Source organism: uncultured Thiohalocapsa sp. (assembly GCF_913063425.1).
GTDB lineage: Bacteria > Pseudomonadota > Gammaproteobacteria > Chromatiales > Chromatiaceae > Thiohalocapsa.
Genome location: NZ_CAJXYK010000009.1, coordinates 1 through 12,788, shown reverse-complemented (window position 1 = coordinate 12,788; position 12,788 = coordinate 1). Strand labels below are relative to the sequence as shown.

Annotated in this window: 13 protein-coding genes; 3 read left to right on the top strand and 10 right to left on the bottom strand. The window is 68.1% G+C overall.

Annotated features, from left to right (window positions below; translation table 11 throughout):
- Nucleotides 1–26: 26 nt before the first annotated feature.
- The gene (locus QZ607_RS06635; RefSeq protein ID WP_295881060.1) at nt 27–731 is read right to left on the bottom strand and encodes a DUF4194 domain-containing protein; all 705 of its coding nucleotides are present in this window, start codon (nt 729–731) and stop codon (nt 27–29) included.
- 393 nt (nt 732–1,124) lie between these two features.
- Between QZ607_RS06635 and QZ607_RS06630 the strand changes: the two genes are divergently transcribed.
- Nucleotides 1,125–1,373, top strand: coding sequence for a DUF433 domain-containing protein (locus QZ607_RS06630; RefSeq protein ID WP_295881058.1), 249 nt, complete (start codon nt 1,125–1,127; stop codon nt 1,371–1,373).
- On the top strand, nt 1,373–1,672 hold the full coding sequence (locus tag QZ607_RS06625) for a DUF5615 family PIN-like protein (protein ID WP_295881054.1): 300 nt from the start codon (nt 1,373–1,375) through the stop codon (nt 1,670–1,672). The genes QZ607_RS06630 and QZ607_RS06625 overlap by 1 nt, the downstream gene beginning before the upstream one ends.
- A gap of 40 nt (nt 1,673–1,712) precedes the next feature.
- On the opposite strand, the gene QZ607_RS06620 is transcribed toward QZ607_RS06625, so the two are convergent.
- From QZ607_RS06620 to QZ607_RS06580, 9 genes are all read right to left on the bottom strand, one after another.
- Complete coding sequence (locus tag QZ607_RS06620) at nt 1,713–2,081, bottom strand: DUF4365 domain-containing protein (RefSeq protein ID WP_295881313.1); 369 nt, start codon at nt 2,079–2,081, stop codon at nt 1,713–1,715.
- Between the two features lie 3 nt (nt 2,082–2,084).
- The gene (locus tag QZ607_RS06615; protein ID WP_295881052.1) at nt 2,085–5,240 is read right to left on the bottom strand and encodes a TIR domain-containing protein; all 3,156 of its coding nucleotides are present in this window, start codon (nt 5,238–5,240) and stop codon (nt 2,085–2,087) included.
- Nucleotides 5,241–5,329: 89 nt separating this feature from the next.
- Nucleotides 5,330–5,602 (bottom strand): hypothetical protein, encoded by a 273-nt coding sequence (locus QZ607_RS06610; RefSeq protein WP_295881049.1) that lies wholly within the window; start codon nt 5,600–5,602, stop codon nt 5,330–5,332.
- Between the two features lie 138 nt (nt 5,603–5,740).
- Nucleotides 5,741–6,124, bottom strand: a complete 384-nt coding sequence (locus tag QZ607_RS06605) for a type II toxin-antitoxin system VapC family toxin (protein WP_295881047.1) — start codon at nt 6,122–6,124, stop codon at nt 5,741–5,743.
- Nucleotides 6,121–6,390: an AbrB/MazE/SpoVT family DNA-binding domain-containing protein gene (locus tag QZ607_RS06600; RefSeq protein WP_295881044.1), complete on the bottom strand. Its 270-nt coding sequence runs from the start codon at nt 6,388–6,390 to the stop codon at nt 6,121–6,123. The genes QZ607_RS06605 and QZ607_RS06600 overlap by 4 nt, the downstream gene beginning before the upstream one ends.
- Before the next feature lie 305 nt (nt 6,391–6,695).
- Entirely contained in the window at nt 6,696–6,953 is a 258-nt protein-coding gene (locus QZ607_RS06595; RefSeq protein WP_295881042.1) for a hypothetical protein, read from the bottom strand.
- A gap of 341 nt (nt 6,954–7,294) precedes the next feature.
- Nucleotides 7,295–8,482: an ATP-binding protein gene (locus QZ607_RS06590; RefSeq protein WP_295881040.1), complete on the bottom strand. Its 1,188-nt coding sequence runs from the start codon at nt 8,480–8,482 to the stop codon at nt 7,295–7,297.
- Nucleotides 8,483–8,601: 119 nt separating this feature from the next.
- A complete protein-coding gene (locus QZ607_RS06585; RefSeq protein ID WP_295881311.1) occupies nt 8,602–9,876 on the bottom strand; it encodes a DUF3375 domain-containing protein in 1,275 nt (424 codons plus the stop codon).
- A gap of 94 nt (nt 9,877–9,970) precedes the next feature.
- Nucleotides 9,971–11,869, bottom strand: coding sequence for an amidohydrolase (locus QZ607_RS06580; RefSeq protein ID WP_295881037.1), 1,899 nt, complete (start codon nt 11,867–11,869; stop codon nt 9,971–9,973).
- A 259-nt stretch (nt 11,870–12,128) separates the two neighbouring features.
- Here QZ607_RS06580 and QZ607_RS06575 point away from each other — a divergent pair, with 259 nt between their 5' ends.
- Nucleotides 12,129–12,527, top strand: coding sequence for a hypothetical protein (locus QZ607_RS06575; protein ID WP_295881035.1), 399 nt, complete (start codon nt 12,129–12,131; stop codon nt 12,525–12,527).
- Nucleotides 12,528–12,788 lie beyond the last annotated feature (261 nt).

The following is a 12,788-nucleotide window of genomic DNA, read 5'->3' as shown; positions in this document are numbered from 1 at the left end:
GTCGCGGTGCCGGTGGCCCGCAGCAGTCATTGCGCGCCCTCCCGGCCGGGCTCGGCGGCCATGGCCGTATAGATGGCGGTCAATTGCTCCACCTCCTCCGGCCCGAAGATCAGCTTCAGGCTCGCCGAGACCTCGAACCGGTCCGCATTGCCCTTCAGCGCCGCGAGCAGGCTGTTCTTCTTCGCCTTCTCGATGGCGGTGTTGATGCGCTTCTCGAAGCCGGCCCGATCCGTGTTGTCGGCGCCCTCGTAGAGCCGCAGCTGATCCGCCAGCTCGTCGCGGTCCACCAGCGCCGGCTCGCCGCGCAGCTCCGCCTCCACCAGCACCTGGCGCAGGTACAACAGCAGCACCGAGTCGATGAAGGTGAGCGGCGAGCGCCGCAGCAGGATGGGCGTTTCCAGCTCCCCTGTATCGGCCTGGCGGGTGAAGGCGATGCCGCGGTCCGTGTCCAGGATCAGCTCCAGGAACAGGTCCGCAAGGCGCGAGCGGATCACCGCCTCGTGCAGCATCAGCGCCGGCCAAAGCCTTGGGTGGCGGCGCTGCTCCAGCGCCGGACCGGAGAGCAACTGCACCAGCGCGCGGCGGGCCGGTTCGGGCAACTGACCGGTGTCGCCGGGGTAGAGCTGAGCGGCGGTGTGCTCGTCGTCGCCGTGCGCCTGTGTGTCGGCGCCCGGCTCGACCAAGACAGCATCACGATCCGCGCGCATCCGGTCCTCTGTCGTGCTCGTCATCTCCCCGATCATGCAATCTGCCCCATGTCGATGGCTCCACCATCCCCCGTGCCGACCGGCGGCGTCAAGGAGGGGCGCCGGCTTGCAGGAGATGCTTGGGAGCGCAGTGTGCGGCGGCCGGTGGCTCAGAGCGTGAGCCCGGTTCGTACCCTCGATCAAGGAAATGATCGTGACAATACTCCGGCCCTGAGCAACGCCCCCCCTGCGCGAGCCTCTCCACCAGAGCCCAATCGGCGAAGCGACCCTGCGCCGCGTGCTGCGCGAGGAACTGCAGGCGACCGGCTGAGGCCGAGGCGGCAGCGAGCGCCCGCGGACAGACCTGCATCGTGACCTTTGCGCGGGACGGGGCCATACTGCCGGCATGCTCCCCAACACCTGAAGATGACGCCGCTCATGACGACCGAACGCCTCAGCTATCTCGACGGCCGCATCACCGTCGATCCCGATCTTTGCAACGGTCGCCCCACCATTCGCGGCCTGCGAATCACGGTCGAGACCGTGCTCGGCTTCCTCGGCGCCGGGGACTCGCCTGCTGAGATCCTCGCGCAGTACCCATCCCTGGAAGCCGCGGATATCCACGCCTGCCTGCGTTTCGCGGCCGACATGATGTCCCACCGGTACACCCTCGCACGCGTGGCGTGATGCCGCGCTTCCTGATCGACGTAAACCTGCCCTATCGGTTCTCGCTTTGGGCCGGCGATGACTGCGTGCATGCGCGGGACCTCGGCGAGCGCTGGTCCGATTCCGAGCTTTGGGCCTACGCCAGAGACCATGGCCTAATCATCGTTTCCAAAGACGCCGATTTCTCCGACCGGGCGCTGGTCAGCAGACCTCCGCCAAAGGTCATCCACATCCGCTTCGGGAACATGCGGATGCGTGACTTTCATGGGCTGATCTGCCGCCAACCCTGCCGTGCCTGGCTCCGGCACAGGGGCAGCTGAGCAGCCCGCGGCCCGTGACGACGCTGGCGCGTCGTGACGATCAGCGAGCAAGCGGGCGTCGGGGAAAGAAGCTGTCCCGGAGCCTCCACACCGCCTCCATCGTCAAAGGTTCGCCATCGAAGGCGATCTGGCGGCTATGCCGGTCCTGTCGATCCTTCAGGTAGCGCGTGATGTTCATCCAGCGTATGGACTGGTCGCCGGTACGCTCGTCCGTCTGGCGGATGACGAGATACACGTCCACGGGCTGGCTGACCCAGTACTCCAGGTGGCGGTCGTTCTTCACATCGAAGACCTCGCTGCCGTCGCCCTTGCGCGTGCGCAGGTAGGAGTTGCCGCTTTTCAGCTGGACATAGATCTTTCTGCCGCTTGGGCGGCCGTCGTCATCGCGGAACTCGACCTCGCCATCGATGCCCTAGTCGGCCATGGTGACCGGGCGGAACACCTGGTTCGCCTCACCGCAGGTGGCCATCATGTGCCCGATCAGGATCTGCTCCAGGGCCTGGGTGTCCAGCGCCCGCGTCGCCGTCTCCTCCATGGCCAGGATCTTACGCGCCACCGGGTCGCTCTTCAGCCGCTGCTCGATGAAGTCGATCAGCGGCACGCGCTCGTCGCAGATCTGGCAGGTGATGAAGTCCTTGTTGAGCTCCAGGCGCTTGCGCACCGCGGCGAGATTGGTCACCGGCGTGCCGCACTCGGTGCAGACATAGCGCCGGTCGCGGGTCACATCGCAGCCGTACCGGGCCAGGTGGCGGTGTACGTACTCGATGAAGATCACCTTCAGCTCGTCCGGCGTCTGCACATCGAAGAACAGGCTGATGGTCGCCTCGCCCTCGCCCTGGCGGTTGTCGATCTTGAGCCCCAGCAACTGGCCGCGGCTGGAGCAGAATTCCGCCGCATTGCGCCAAAGCTCCCGCTGCTCGAACTCCTGGCTGTACCAGAGGCGCACCACCAGGGTCGTCCAGATGGTCTGCCACTCGCCGCCGAAGGTATAGGAGACGAAGACATCCGGCTCCCAGGGGATATCCTTGTCGCGGCGGTACTGGGACGGAAACACCAGCTGCCGTCCCTGCGGCGTGTCCTCAGCGATGCAGAGCGAATGGTCGAGGAAGGTCTGCACCATCGCCCGCAGCAGCAGCTCCTCATCCGGGCGCGGCAGCCGGTCGACGCCGGTGAAGTCGAACCCCGGGTCGTAGATGTCCGCCTCCGGCACGCAGCCGATCTCGTCATGATGGGCACGGGCAGCGCGGATCACGGCGCCGGCATAGCCGTTGAGCAGCTCCGGCTGCAACAGCACCAGGTCGCCGAACTTGAGCACCATGGCCAGGCCGTGGTTGGCCAGCAGTGTCACCGCCGTGCGCACATCGGCCTGGTCGAACCGCTCATTCGGCAGGGCCTGCTCAAGGCGCTGCTCCAGCTCGCGGAAGCGAAGCAGCCGGATATCGCTGGCATCGCGCATCCGCATCACCGCGCCCTTCAGCTCCGCCAGCAGCCGCGGCGTCGCCGTCCAGGGCAGCCGCTGCCAGGGGATGCTCTCGGCGATCAGCCGCTTGAGCGTCGAAGGCGCGCCGCCGTTGGCCGCGTCTGAGCAGCCGGCGCCGGTCTTCGCGCTGGTGGCCAGCCAGGCGTCGAAGCCGTGCGCCTCGGCAAAGCGCTCGATCTTGGCATCGCCGAGCTTCATGCCGCCCACGTCCACCTGGGAGAACACCAGCAGCCGGGCCGCGTCGCGCTTGGTCTGCTGCAGCCCGGCGGCCGTCTCCAGCGCCTTGAGCCAGTCCCCCGCTTCGGCGAACGGATCGGCCTTCTGCGGGTTGATCAGCAGCAGCGCCAGCGCCGTTTCGTCCAGGAACAGCCGATGGATCAGCCGATAGTCCTCCTGCCCCGCCAGGTCCCAGAGCAGGGCCTCGCGGTCAATCTGCTCTTCCGGCGGCAGCGGCAGGTCCAGCGGCCAGACGTTCATGCCGTGGGTGCGGTCCTTGACCACGTACTCGTCGTCGACCAGGCGGTGGGCCAGCGAGGTCTTGCCGACGGCGCCTTCGCCTATGACGACGACCTTGGCGTTTGTGTAGCGGCGGGGGGTGGTGGTGAGCAGCGCGGCGCGGGCGGCAGAGATTCGGTAGATGTGGATACCGCCGCGAACGGTGCCGACGATGAGCCGCGAGCCGTCGGGGGTGAACGCGAGCGAGACTGGCTCAAAACGATCCCGGACCACTTGTAAGCAGGATCCTGTCTGCCAATCCCATAGCCTGACGGAACCGTCTGCAAAACCAGCTGACGCGACTATAGCACCGTCATGTGTTACGGCAACAGAGTTGACTTCGTCTTCGTGGCCTTCCAGTGTTCCGACGCAACGTCTCGCTTGCAGATCCCAGATTTTTACCGTTTGATCCTTTGAACCCGAGACCACCAATCGGCCGTCTGGCGTGGCTTGAACGGAGTTCACACCTTCAGAATGGCCGGCTAGCAATTCAAGGCACTCCCCGCTATCGATGTCCCATACCCGTAGCGTTTTGTCGTATGATGCTGAAACAGCTCGCGTTTCTTCGGCAAAAACAGCAACTGAGGTTATTGCCTCAGTGTGTCCTGTCAGCGTCATCCGACATTGCTGAGTCTGCACGTCCCAGACGCTCAGGTTCTGAGTAATTGCTGCTCCTGCAGTGATCAGGCGGTCGCCGTTCGAGATTGGCGCGAGAGCGAGTAAAGAGTTCACGCTTGCCTGCCAGTTAGCGATGAACTCGTGTGTGGTCAGGTCAAAGACATGAACGGTGTGGTCACTCCATCCAGACAAAATCCGTTTCCCATCGGCCGTGATCGCAACGCATCTCACGTAATCATCAGCACTGTGTAGAGCGAAGAGGCAATGTCCTTTCCGTAGGTCCCATACCTTCACTGTCTTATCCATGGAGACAGATGCCATCCATGTTCCGTCCGGGCTCACCACTAGGTTCCAAATCTCGTCGTTGTGTGCCCGAACGACGCGCTCCGCCACCGCGAGTAGATCCGAATCAGGCTCGGTTTCAGGCTTTGGCTCCTGCGAGATCGGCGTATCCCGCGTCTTCACATTGTTATCCTTAGTCAGACACGCATGCGACTGCTGCTCCTGATTATTCGACCGGGCGGCGCCGGCATTGGCTTGCCCGGCTCCGGACAAGCTTGTCGATGCTGGTTCTGGCAGACAAGCCTCAATCAGCACGTCAAGGGCGCCATCCTTGTCATCCCGATAATCCACCCACGCATACCGCCGCAGTGCATCCGGCACCTCGCAATCGGCCAGCAACAGCGGCACAAATCGCCGCCCGGCGTTAGTCGGGTCGCGAAACAGCACCGTGCCGCGCTCCAGCGCCACCCAGTCAGAGCCCAGTGCCGCCGGCGACAGGCAAAGCACCAGCACGCGGGATTCCTCAAGCCCACGCTCGATGGCGAGATAGATGTCGTCGCCCGGCCGGATCACCCACTCGTCGAGCCAGACCCTGAGCCCCGCATCCCGCAGCCGCTCGGCGAGCCGGCGCACCCGCGGCTTGTCCTGCTCGTTGTGGCTCAGGAAGCAGTCGTAGCTGAAGGGGGCTTGCATAGGCGATCGTCAATCCTCGGTTTCTCTGGTCGCGAAGCTCCAGCTTCGCGACCCCGGTCGGGAAGCTCTGCTTCCCGACGCTTCGGCCTTTACGGGCGCCGGCATCTTGGCGTCGCAAAGCAGAGCTTTGTCGCCTGCGTCGCGAAGCGGAGCTTCGCGACAAGGGAATAGCGCTGGCTCTGGCGGGCGGCGAGGCGCTCGTACAGGGCCTGGGCGACGCGGGTCTTGCCCCAGCCGGATGGGGCCTCCAGCGAGACCCAGCGGGTCTCGCCGGTCTGCTGGACCTCATCGACCAGGGCGAGCAGACCGTCTACGAGGCGGACGCGGGAGCTGCCGATGAGGGGTGGTTGCTGGGCGTCCATGGCCGCCTCCGTGGGGCGGTTGTCGGCTGCGGCGAGCCCTCATGATAGTGGGGGAGCGCCCGATGCCGCACCTGGGAGATGTGCCGCACGCCCGGCAAAGCGCCGTTGCCGGGGAGCGCGATGGACCGGCCGACGCCTTCAGAGCGCGGCCACACCTTCGCGGGCGGCAACACGCGCGAAGCGCTTGTCGAAGGTGTAGAGGGGCGTGGCGTTGCCGGCGCCGGCAAGATGCAGCGCGTCGGCGAAGTCGAAGCCGCGCTCGTAGCGTTCCAGGGTCAGCGCGATCAGGGCAGGCCGGTCGATATGCACCGACGGCAGCCCCAGCACCTGCCGGAAGGCGGTGAGGACCGCGCTCCGCTCGAGGCCATAGACCGCCCGCAGGACCCATTCCATCTCCAGCAGCACGGTGGGCGGTACGTAGACCCCATCGGCGCCACCAAGCAGGTCCGCGGCCCGGCGCGACTGCACCGGATCGTCGGCGGTCACGTAGCGCACCAGCACGTTGGTATCGACGGAGATCATGCACCCTTGTCCTCGCGCCAGCGTCGCCGCAGCTCGGCGTCGATGCCGGCGTCCATCTCCGCCACGGACTTGGCGGGGCCCCGGTATCCGGTGCAGCCGAGGCCGTCCTCGATCCGGGTCGGCGCAAAGGGCTTGGCGGCACGCAGCACCACGGCGTCGCCCTGTTCCTCGACGATCAGCTCCGTCCCGGGCTCCCAGCGGTGGCGGGCACGCAGCTCGCTCGGAATCACGATCTGGCCCTTGGTGGAAAGCCGGACGATGTCCATTGCAGGCCCTCGGTAAGACGCGGTAAGCGAATGCTATCCGGCCCAGTGGCGCGGGCGCAACTCGCTCAGGCCGTGTCGGGTGCCGATATTCTCGTCAAGCGCGAGCTGTGCTGTGCCGCCGGTCGGGTCTCGATCGGGATGACAGGCTCGCGCGCCGTTTCCGCACTGCAGGTGATCGCGGCGCGGAGGTCTTCACGGCTGAGCTGCGGGTCGTCGGCGATGGTCTCCTGCTCGGTCGCAGCAGTCCGGGCTCAATCCCGCCGTCGCGGCGCCTCCAATGCCCGCCGCAGCACCGCCGCGTCTGCCTAATCCTTCGGCCGCAGCCCTTCCTTGGTCTTGAGCAGCCCCTCAAGGTCCAGCGCGGACACTTGCTCGCCGCCGAGGTCGAGCCGGACGATGTGCGGCGCGGGCTCCTTGAATGGAATACCTGTGAGGCGGACGCGGTGCAGGTGATCGCCCTCGAACGGGTCGGCTTCATCGGCAAGCTCCAGGCTGACGCCGTCGGGCAGCGCGCTCCGGGTCGCTTTCCCGCTGCCGAGCAGTCTCCACAACCAGCTCAGCATGCCAGCGCTCCCAGTCGGCGTTGGCTTCCTCGTGGGAGCGGTAGCGGAAGACGCCTTTGGGGACGCGGGTGCGATAGTTGGACATGGCGCGGATCCATTCGATCTCCTCCGGCGTGGGGCCAGTCGCGGTGCGGGCGCGTTGAGCGAGGTTGGGCGCAAGGCGCCTGCCGACGGAGCGGTGGTGGGCGTCGTCGCCAGGCTTTGCGGCCTTTGGGGAGGTCGGTTGGGTCTTGGCGTTGTCCGGACTGGTCATCGGATGATGCTTGGTGAGTCAGCGTGTGACGGTTTCGGACGGAAACGCGCGCGGGGGCGCCGGTCTCGCATGTCGTCGTGGCACCACCTCAATCATCGAGCGCCCAAGTCTGCCAGCCGTTGACGGCGGTAATGCCGGGGGCGATGTCGAAGGGGGTCTCGGTGGTGCAGGCGATGAAGGCGCGGGCGACACTGTCGCCGTAGAGCTGGCGTAGGCGCTGGATGCCCCGTGTGGCATGGCCGCCGGGGCGCTCGGCGAGCTTGCATTCGACCGGATAGAGACGGGCGTTGTGCTCGATGAGGAGGTCCACTTCGTCGCCGCTCTGGTTACGCCAATACCAGAGCGCCGCCGCCGGCTGCGTCCAGTCGCGCCAGCGCAGCCATTGGACGATGACGTAGTTCTCCCAGAGTGCCCCGGCCAGCGGGCTGCCGCGCAGCGCATCGGCGGACTGGAAGCCCATCAGGAAGCTGGCGAGACCGGTGTCGGTAAAATAGAGCTTCGGCGACTTGGCGAGGCGCTTGCCGAGGGAGCGGTGGTAGGGCTCCAGCAGCAGGACCTGGTTGGACGCCTCCAGCACGCCGATCCACTGGCGGGCGGTGGATGGAGACACGCCGACGTCGCGCGCCAGCTCCGACATGTTCAGGGTCTGCGCGCAACGGGCGGCGGCGGCCCGCAGCAGGCGCTCGAAATCGCGCAGATTGCCGACATTCGCCAGGCTGCGGACATCCCGTTCCAGATAGGTGGCGACATAGCCCTGGTACCAGCGGTCGCGCCCGGGCGAATCCTTCCCGGCGGCCCACAGGGCGGGGAAGGCGCCGCGCCAAAGGAAATCCATCCAGTCGTCCGCCGACGGCGGCTGCCGGGATGCGGCCCATTCGCGGGCGGACAGTCCAAGGAACGGGATCACCGCAGCCCGTCCAGCCAGGCTGTCGGCCACACGCTCCATCAATAGGAAGTTCTGCGAGCCGGTGAGCACGAACAGGCCGTTCTCGCCGCGCCGGGCGTCGACCGTGGTCTTGATGTCGCGTAAGAAGCCCGGTGCATATTGGACCTCGTCCACAAGCAACGGTGGCGGATGCAGGCGGAGAAACTCGGCCGGCCGCGACTCCGCCATCTCGGCGTTGGAGGCCAGGTCCAGCGTCACGTAGCGGTGCCCGGTGAACAGTCGCTCCAGCAGCGAGGTCTTCCCCACCTGGCGGGAAGCCGTCAGCACCAGCACGGGATGGCGCCGGGCAAGCTCGGTGAGCTCGGACGAAATTTCTCTTTCAATCCACATGCTTGACAATTTTGCGGTGGCATCGACGAATTGTATCGATGTCCGCAACGACCTGCTGTCTTGCGTGACGGCGCCGCACGAGCATGCGCCGACAGCCTCGATCAAGGGGCTGTCTGTCTTCAGCCGTTCCCGCGGGAGGCCTGCCCTTGGGGTTCGTCCGCGTGGGCTGATCGGCCATCGGCGCCGCCGACGAAATAGACCCGCGGAATCCGCGCCGAGCGCTCGACGCCGTCCCGCCCCAGCCAGCTCACCCGGTCGGTCCCCTCGGCGACGATGCCGTCGCGCAGGCCGAGCGCCAGGTAGCCGACGACGGTGCCGAGGCCCTGCCCGGCCGGGTACGCGCGCAGCAGCTCGGCGACGGTGACCTGGCCGCGGGCGGCGAGTAGCTCGGCGATGTGCTCTTCCAGCGTGCGGAAGTCGATCTCGGACTGGGCCACCAGCTCGGCGATGGCGTCCAGGCCGATGACGGACTCCGCCGCATCGCCGATGCCGGCGTCCACCGCATCCAGGCTCGGGTCGTGCAGGCGCAGCTGCGCGACGGAGCGCAGCCGCGCGCTGGAGAGGGTGAGATCCCGGCCGATGGCCTGCTGCGGGCGCAGCCGCTCTTTGAGCGCCAGGGAGCGGCGCTGGGCGGTCTTCACCAGCTGGCTCATGCGCCGCTGCTCGCGGTACTCGCGGCTCTGCACGAACTGCTTCAGGCCGCGGGCGAACTGATACAGCACGTCGTGCACCTCGCCGCCGCGCTCCAGCAGGGTCCCGGTGAGGCCGGACAGGTCACGGCGCTCGCGGCGGCCGAGCCGCCCGGCGAAGTCCCGCTGGAGCACCGCCTCCAGCGCCGCCTCCAGCTCGCCGCTCTGCTGCGGGTCCGTCAGCAGCCGCCAGAAGGCGCGGAAGGTCTTGCCGGCGTCGCTGTCGGCGATGAGGTCGACGTCGGCGAAGACGGCATCCAGCACCTCGCCACGGCTGCCGTCGTTGTCGACGATGCGCTCGCGCAGCTCCCGGTTCAGGGTGCGAAAGTCATCGCGCACACGGCGGAAGTCGGAGGCCAGCTCGCCGCTCAGGCTCAGGATCTCACGCAGGCGCTCCAGGGCGCGGTCCGCCGGCAGCGGCTCCAGACGGCCGGCGCGCACGGCGGCGATGCGGGCGTCGATGCGCTCGCGCTCGCGCAGCAGCCGGCGGGCGCGGACCTCCGGGTCCGGCTCGGTCTCCTCGGCGAGCTGCGCCAGCTGACCGATGACGAGCCCCAGACGGCTCTCGGTGGCCACGGTGCGCTGGGCGGTGAGCTCCTGCGCGAAGCGGATCGCCTGCGCCGCCGCGGCGCTGGCCTCGTACGCCTCCTCGCCGTCGGCGGACAGGCTGCGCTCCAGCCAGCCCGCCGCGAGCCAGTCCGCCAGATAGGCGCAGCCCGCAGCCCGCGGGTCAGGTCAGTCCCCGGCCGTCGGGACGAGCACCCGGCCGCCGGGCAGCCGGCAACGACCCCCGGATGCTTCAGCGCCCCGGCGCCGAGGCCATGCCGTCGGAGAGGGCGAGGAAGAGATCGGACAGGCAGGCGGTGGTCACCGCGGTCTGCTGTCGTGCAAGCACGCGGGACCAGGCGCTCGGTCGGATCATGCGCGGCGCGTGGCTCGCGCCCGCGAGCGCCGCCATGGCGCGGGTGAAGCCCGGATTCTCCGCCGCCCCCGCGGCCTCGGCGTCGAGCCGGAAGACGGTGCGGCCCTCCTTGACCGTCTCCGTGACCTTGAGTGTGTCCAGGGTCTCCGGGTCCACCGCGGTGGGGTCCGCGGAGAGAATCACGAAGTCGGCGAGCTTGCCCACCTCCAGTGAGCCCTTGGTCGCCTCCTCAAAGTGCTGGTACGCGGGCCAGAGGGTCATGGCCTTCAGCGCTGTGATCACGTCCACCCGATGCTCGGGCCCGACCACCACACCCGACCCCCGCGCCTGGCGGGTGACGGTGGCGTCCAGCACGCGCATGGAGTTGGGGAAGGCGACCGGGGCGTCATGATGGCTGGTGAAGATCATGTCGCGCGCCAGCACCCAGCCCGTGGGCGAGATGTTCTGCCCTTTGTCGGGGCCGACGGTGTGCTCCAGGTGCCAGTCGCCCCAGTAGAAGGTGTGCATCGGGAACAGCGACGGGATGACCCCCAGCGCCTTGAAGTCGTCGAGCTGATCGGCCCGCACGAACTGGCCGTGAATCAGCGCCGGGCGCAGCTCGGCGGCGTCGGGATGCCGGGCCGCGGCGGCGCGCTGGGCGGCGATGAGGAGGTCCATCGCGCGCTCGCCGTTGGCGTGGGTGATGAGCTGGATCTCGTTGTCCGCGGCCCAGAGCGCGGCGTCGAAGACCTGCTCCGCGGTGGCCGCCGCGTACCCCGAGTAGCCCGGCGGATAGTCGCCCACCGGCCTGTAGTACGGCGCGTCGCGCCAGGCGGTGAAGCCCTGCGGGCTGCCGTCGATGGTGAGCTTCGCGCCGCCGATGCGCAGGCGCTGGTGGTACCCGGAGCTGACGCCGTCCTTGATGAAATCGCGGTCGATGAGCACGTCCGGGTAGGTCACGACATCGATGGCGAAGCCGCCCTCCGCGGCGACCTCCCGCATGATGCGCACGGTGTCCGGCGAGGACCGGCCCTCCTGCGCCGTCGTGTAGCCGAAGCGCGCCCAGAGCTCGCTGCCCGCGCGCGCGAATGCCTTGAACCCCTCGGCGCCGATGGCGGGCAGGATCCTGAACAGGGCGCTGAACATGGCCAGCTCCTCCAGCACGCCGTTGGGCTCGTCGCTGCCGGCGCGGCGGCGGATGACACCGCCCTCCGGGTCCTTGCTGGCCGCGGAGATCCCGGCGACCTCCAGCGCCTTGCTGTTCAGCACCGCGAGATGGCCGGACTGATGGATGATCAGCATGGGATAGTCACTGGAGACGGCATCCAGGTCGTCGCGGGTGGGATGGCGCAGCTCCGCGAGCTGGGCGTTGTCGTAGCCGAAGCCGATGATCAGCTTTGCCCTGTCCACCGCCGCCTGGTTGGCCGCCACCCAGTCCCGCAGCACCTGCTGGAGCGAGGCGATGTCCGTCACCTCACCATCGGGCGGGGCCAGCAGATTGGCCGAGAGCGCCTGCAGCCCGCCCATCATCACGTGGCCGTGGGCATCCACGAAGCCCGGCAGCAGCGCACGCCCGTTGAGATCAATCAGCCGCGTGTCCGGCCCGCGCAGCTGCATCACCGCCTCGCTGCTGCCCACCGCAATGATCCGGCCGTCCTGCTCGGCAATGGCCTCGGCGCGCATCGCCGCATCGTTCATGGTCAGGATGGGACCGCCGGACCAGATGCGCTCCGCGGTTTGCGCGAAGGTGCAGGCGCTCGCCAGCAGCAGGGCGGCGGCCATGGTGAATCGGAACATCGGCGTCTCCCAGGGTCGGCGAGGGGTGTCAGCGAGCGGCGGAGGTGCCAGCATAGGCGCAGACCGGCATCGCGTCGAACCCGCCAGGCATCCAGCCGTCGCGGCAGACGCCTGCTGGAGCGGCCCGCGGGCACGGGCTGTGCGATGCGCAGTCCCGTGGCGTGCCGCCGCGGACCTGAAGGGAGACTAGGTTCACGGTCCCTCGCGCCGGACCTTACCTCACGACCAAAACCAGCATCACCGACCGCAGGCAGGACAGATGGAATTCTTCGCGACAACCACCGCGCGGGCCACCGAGGCCCAGCTCCAGCAGCACCTCACCATCGACACCCTCGCCGGGCATTGCGGCGCCATCGACAAGGTGCTGTGCGCCGACGGCGACACCGGCGAGATCTGGTGCCTGTGGGGCCAGTTCCGGGTACATCGGGAGCCCATCCGCGGCGGCGTGCGCTTCACGCTCCCACGCTGCCCCAACGCGCTCGCCTGGACGGTCACCGCCGGCACCGACACCCCAGCGCCCATGGTCGTGCACTGCACCATCAACCGCACCGAGCACGATCCGGACTTTATCGAGTCCATCGAGCTGTTCGTGGAGGACTGGCGCGCCGGGCTCGAGCGGCTTGCCGCGGCGGACGCCAACCTCGGCACGGCGTCCTGAGCCGGAAGCCCGCGCCACTGGCGCCCTGCTCCAGAGCCCGACAGCCCCGGATGATGAGCCTCGGTGCGCAGGTGGCGTGCTGACCCCAACCGGCCCTCAAGCGCCCTTGACCTTGCCCGTGCCGGCCCAGGCGCCGCGGAGCCGTGCGCGGCGCTCACCGGCGTCCAACACGCGGGAACAGGTTTCCCACTCGATGGGCTGCACGGCCGTGTAGCGCAGCGCGAACGGATGCTGTTGCGGCACGGCGTCGATGGTCTCCCG

Bases quoted from the DNA above. Each gene is read 5' to 3' on its own strand.
- QZ607_RS06635 (WP_295881060.1), bottom strand. From the start codon at position 731: ATGACGAGCACGACAGAGGACCGGATGCGCGCGGATCGTGATGCTGTC.
- QZ607_RS06630 (WP_295881058.1), top strand. From the start codon at position 1,125: ATGACGACCGAACGCCTCAGCTATCTCGACGGCCGCATCACCGTCGAT.
- QZ607_RS06625 (WP_295881054.1), top strand. From the start codon at position 1,373: ATGCCGCGCTTCCTGATCGACGTAAACCTGCCCTATCGGTTCTCGCTT.
- QZ607_RS06615 (WP_295881052.1), bottom strand. From the start codon at position 5,240: ATGCAAGCCCCCTTCAGCTACGACTGCTTCCTGAGCCACAACGAGCAG.
- QZ607_RS06610 (WP_295881049.1), bottom strand. From the start codon at position 5,602: ATGGACGCCCAGCAACCACCCCTCATCGGCAGCTCCCGCGTCCGCCTC.
- QZ607_RS06605 (WP_295881047.1), bottom strand. From the start codon at position 6,124: ATGATCTCCGTCGATACCAACGTGCTGGTGCGCTACGTGACCGCCGAC.
- QZ607_RS06600 (WP_295881044.1), bottom strand. From the start codon at position 6,390: ATGGACATCGTCCGGCTTTCCACCAAGGGCCAGATCGTGATTCCGAGC.
- QZ607_RS06595 (WP_295881042.1), bottom strand. From the start codon at position 6,953: ATGCTGAGCTGGTTGTGGAGACTGCTCGGCAGCGGGAAAGCGACCCGG.
- QZ607_RS06590 (WP_295881040.1), bottom strand. From the start codon at position 8,482: ATGTGGATTGAAAGAGAAATTTCGTCCGAGCTCACCGAGCTTGCCCGG.
- QZ607_RS06580 (WP_295881037.1), bottom strand. From the start codon at position 11,869: ATGTTCCGATTCACCATGGCCGCCGCCCTGCTGCTGGCGAGCGCCTGC.
- QZ607_RS06575 (WP_295881035.1), top strand. From the start codon at position 12,129: ATGGAATTCTTCGCGACAACCACCGCGCGGGCCACCGAGGCCCAGCTC.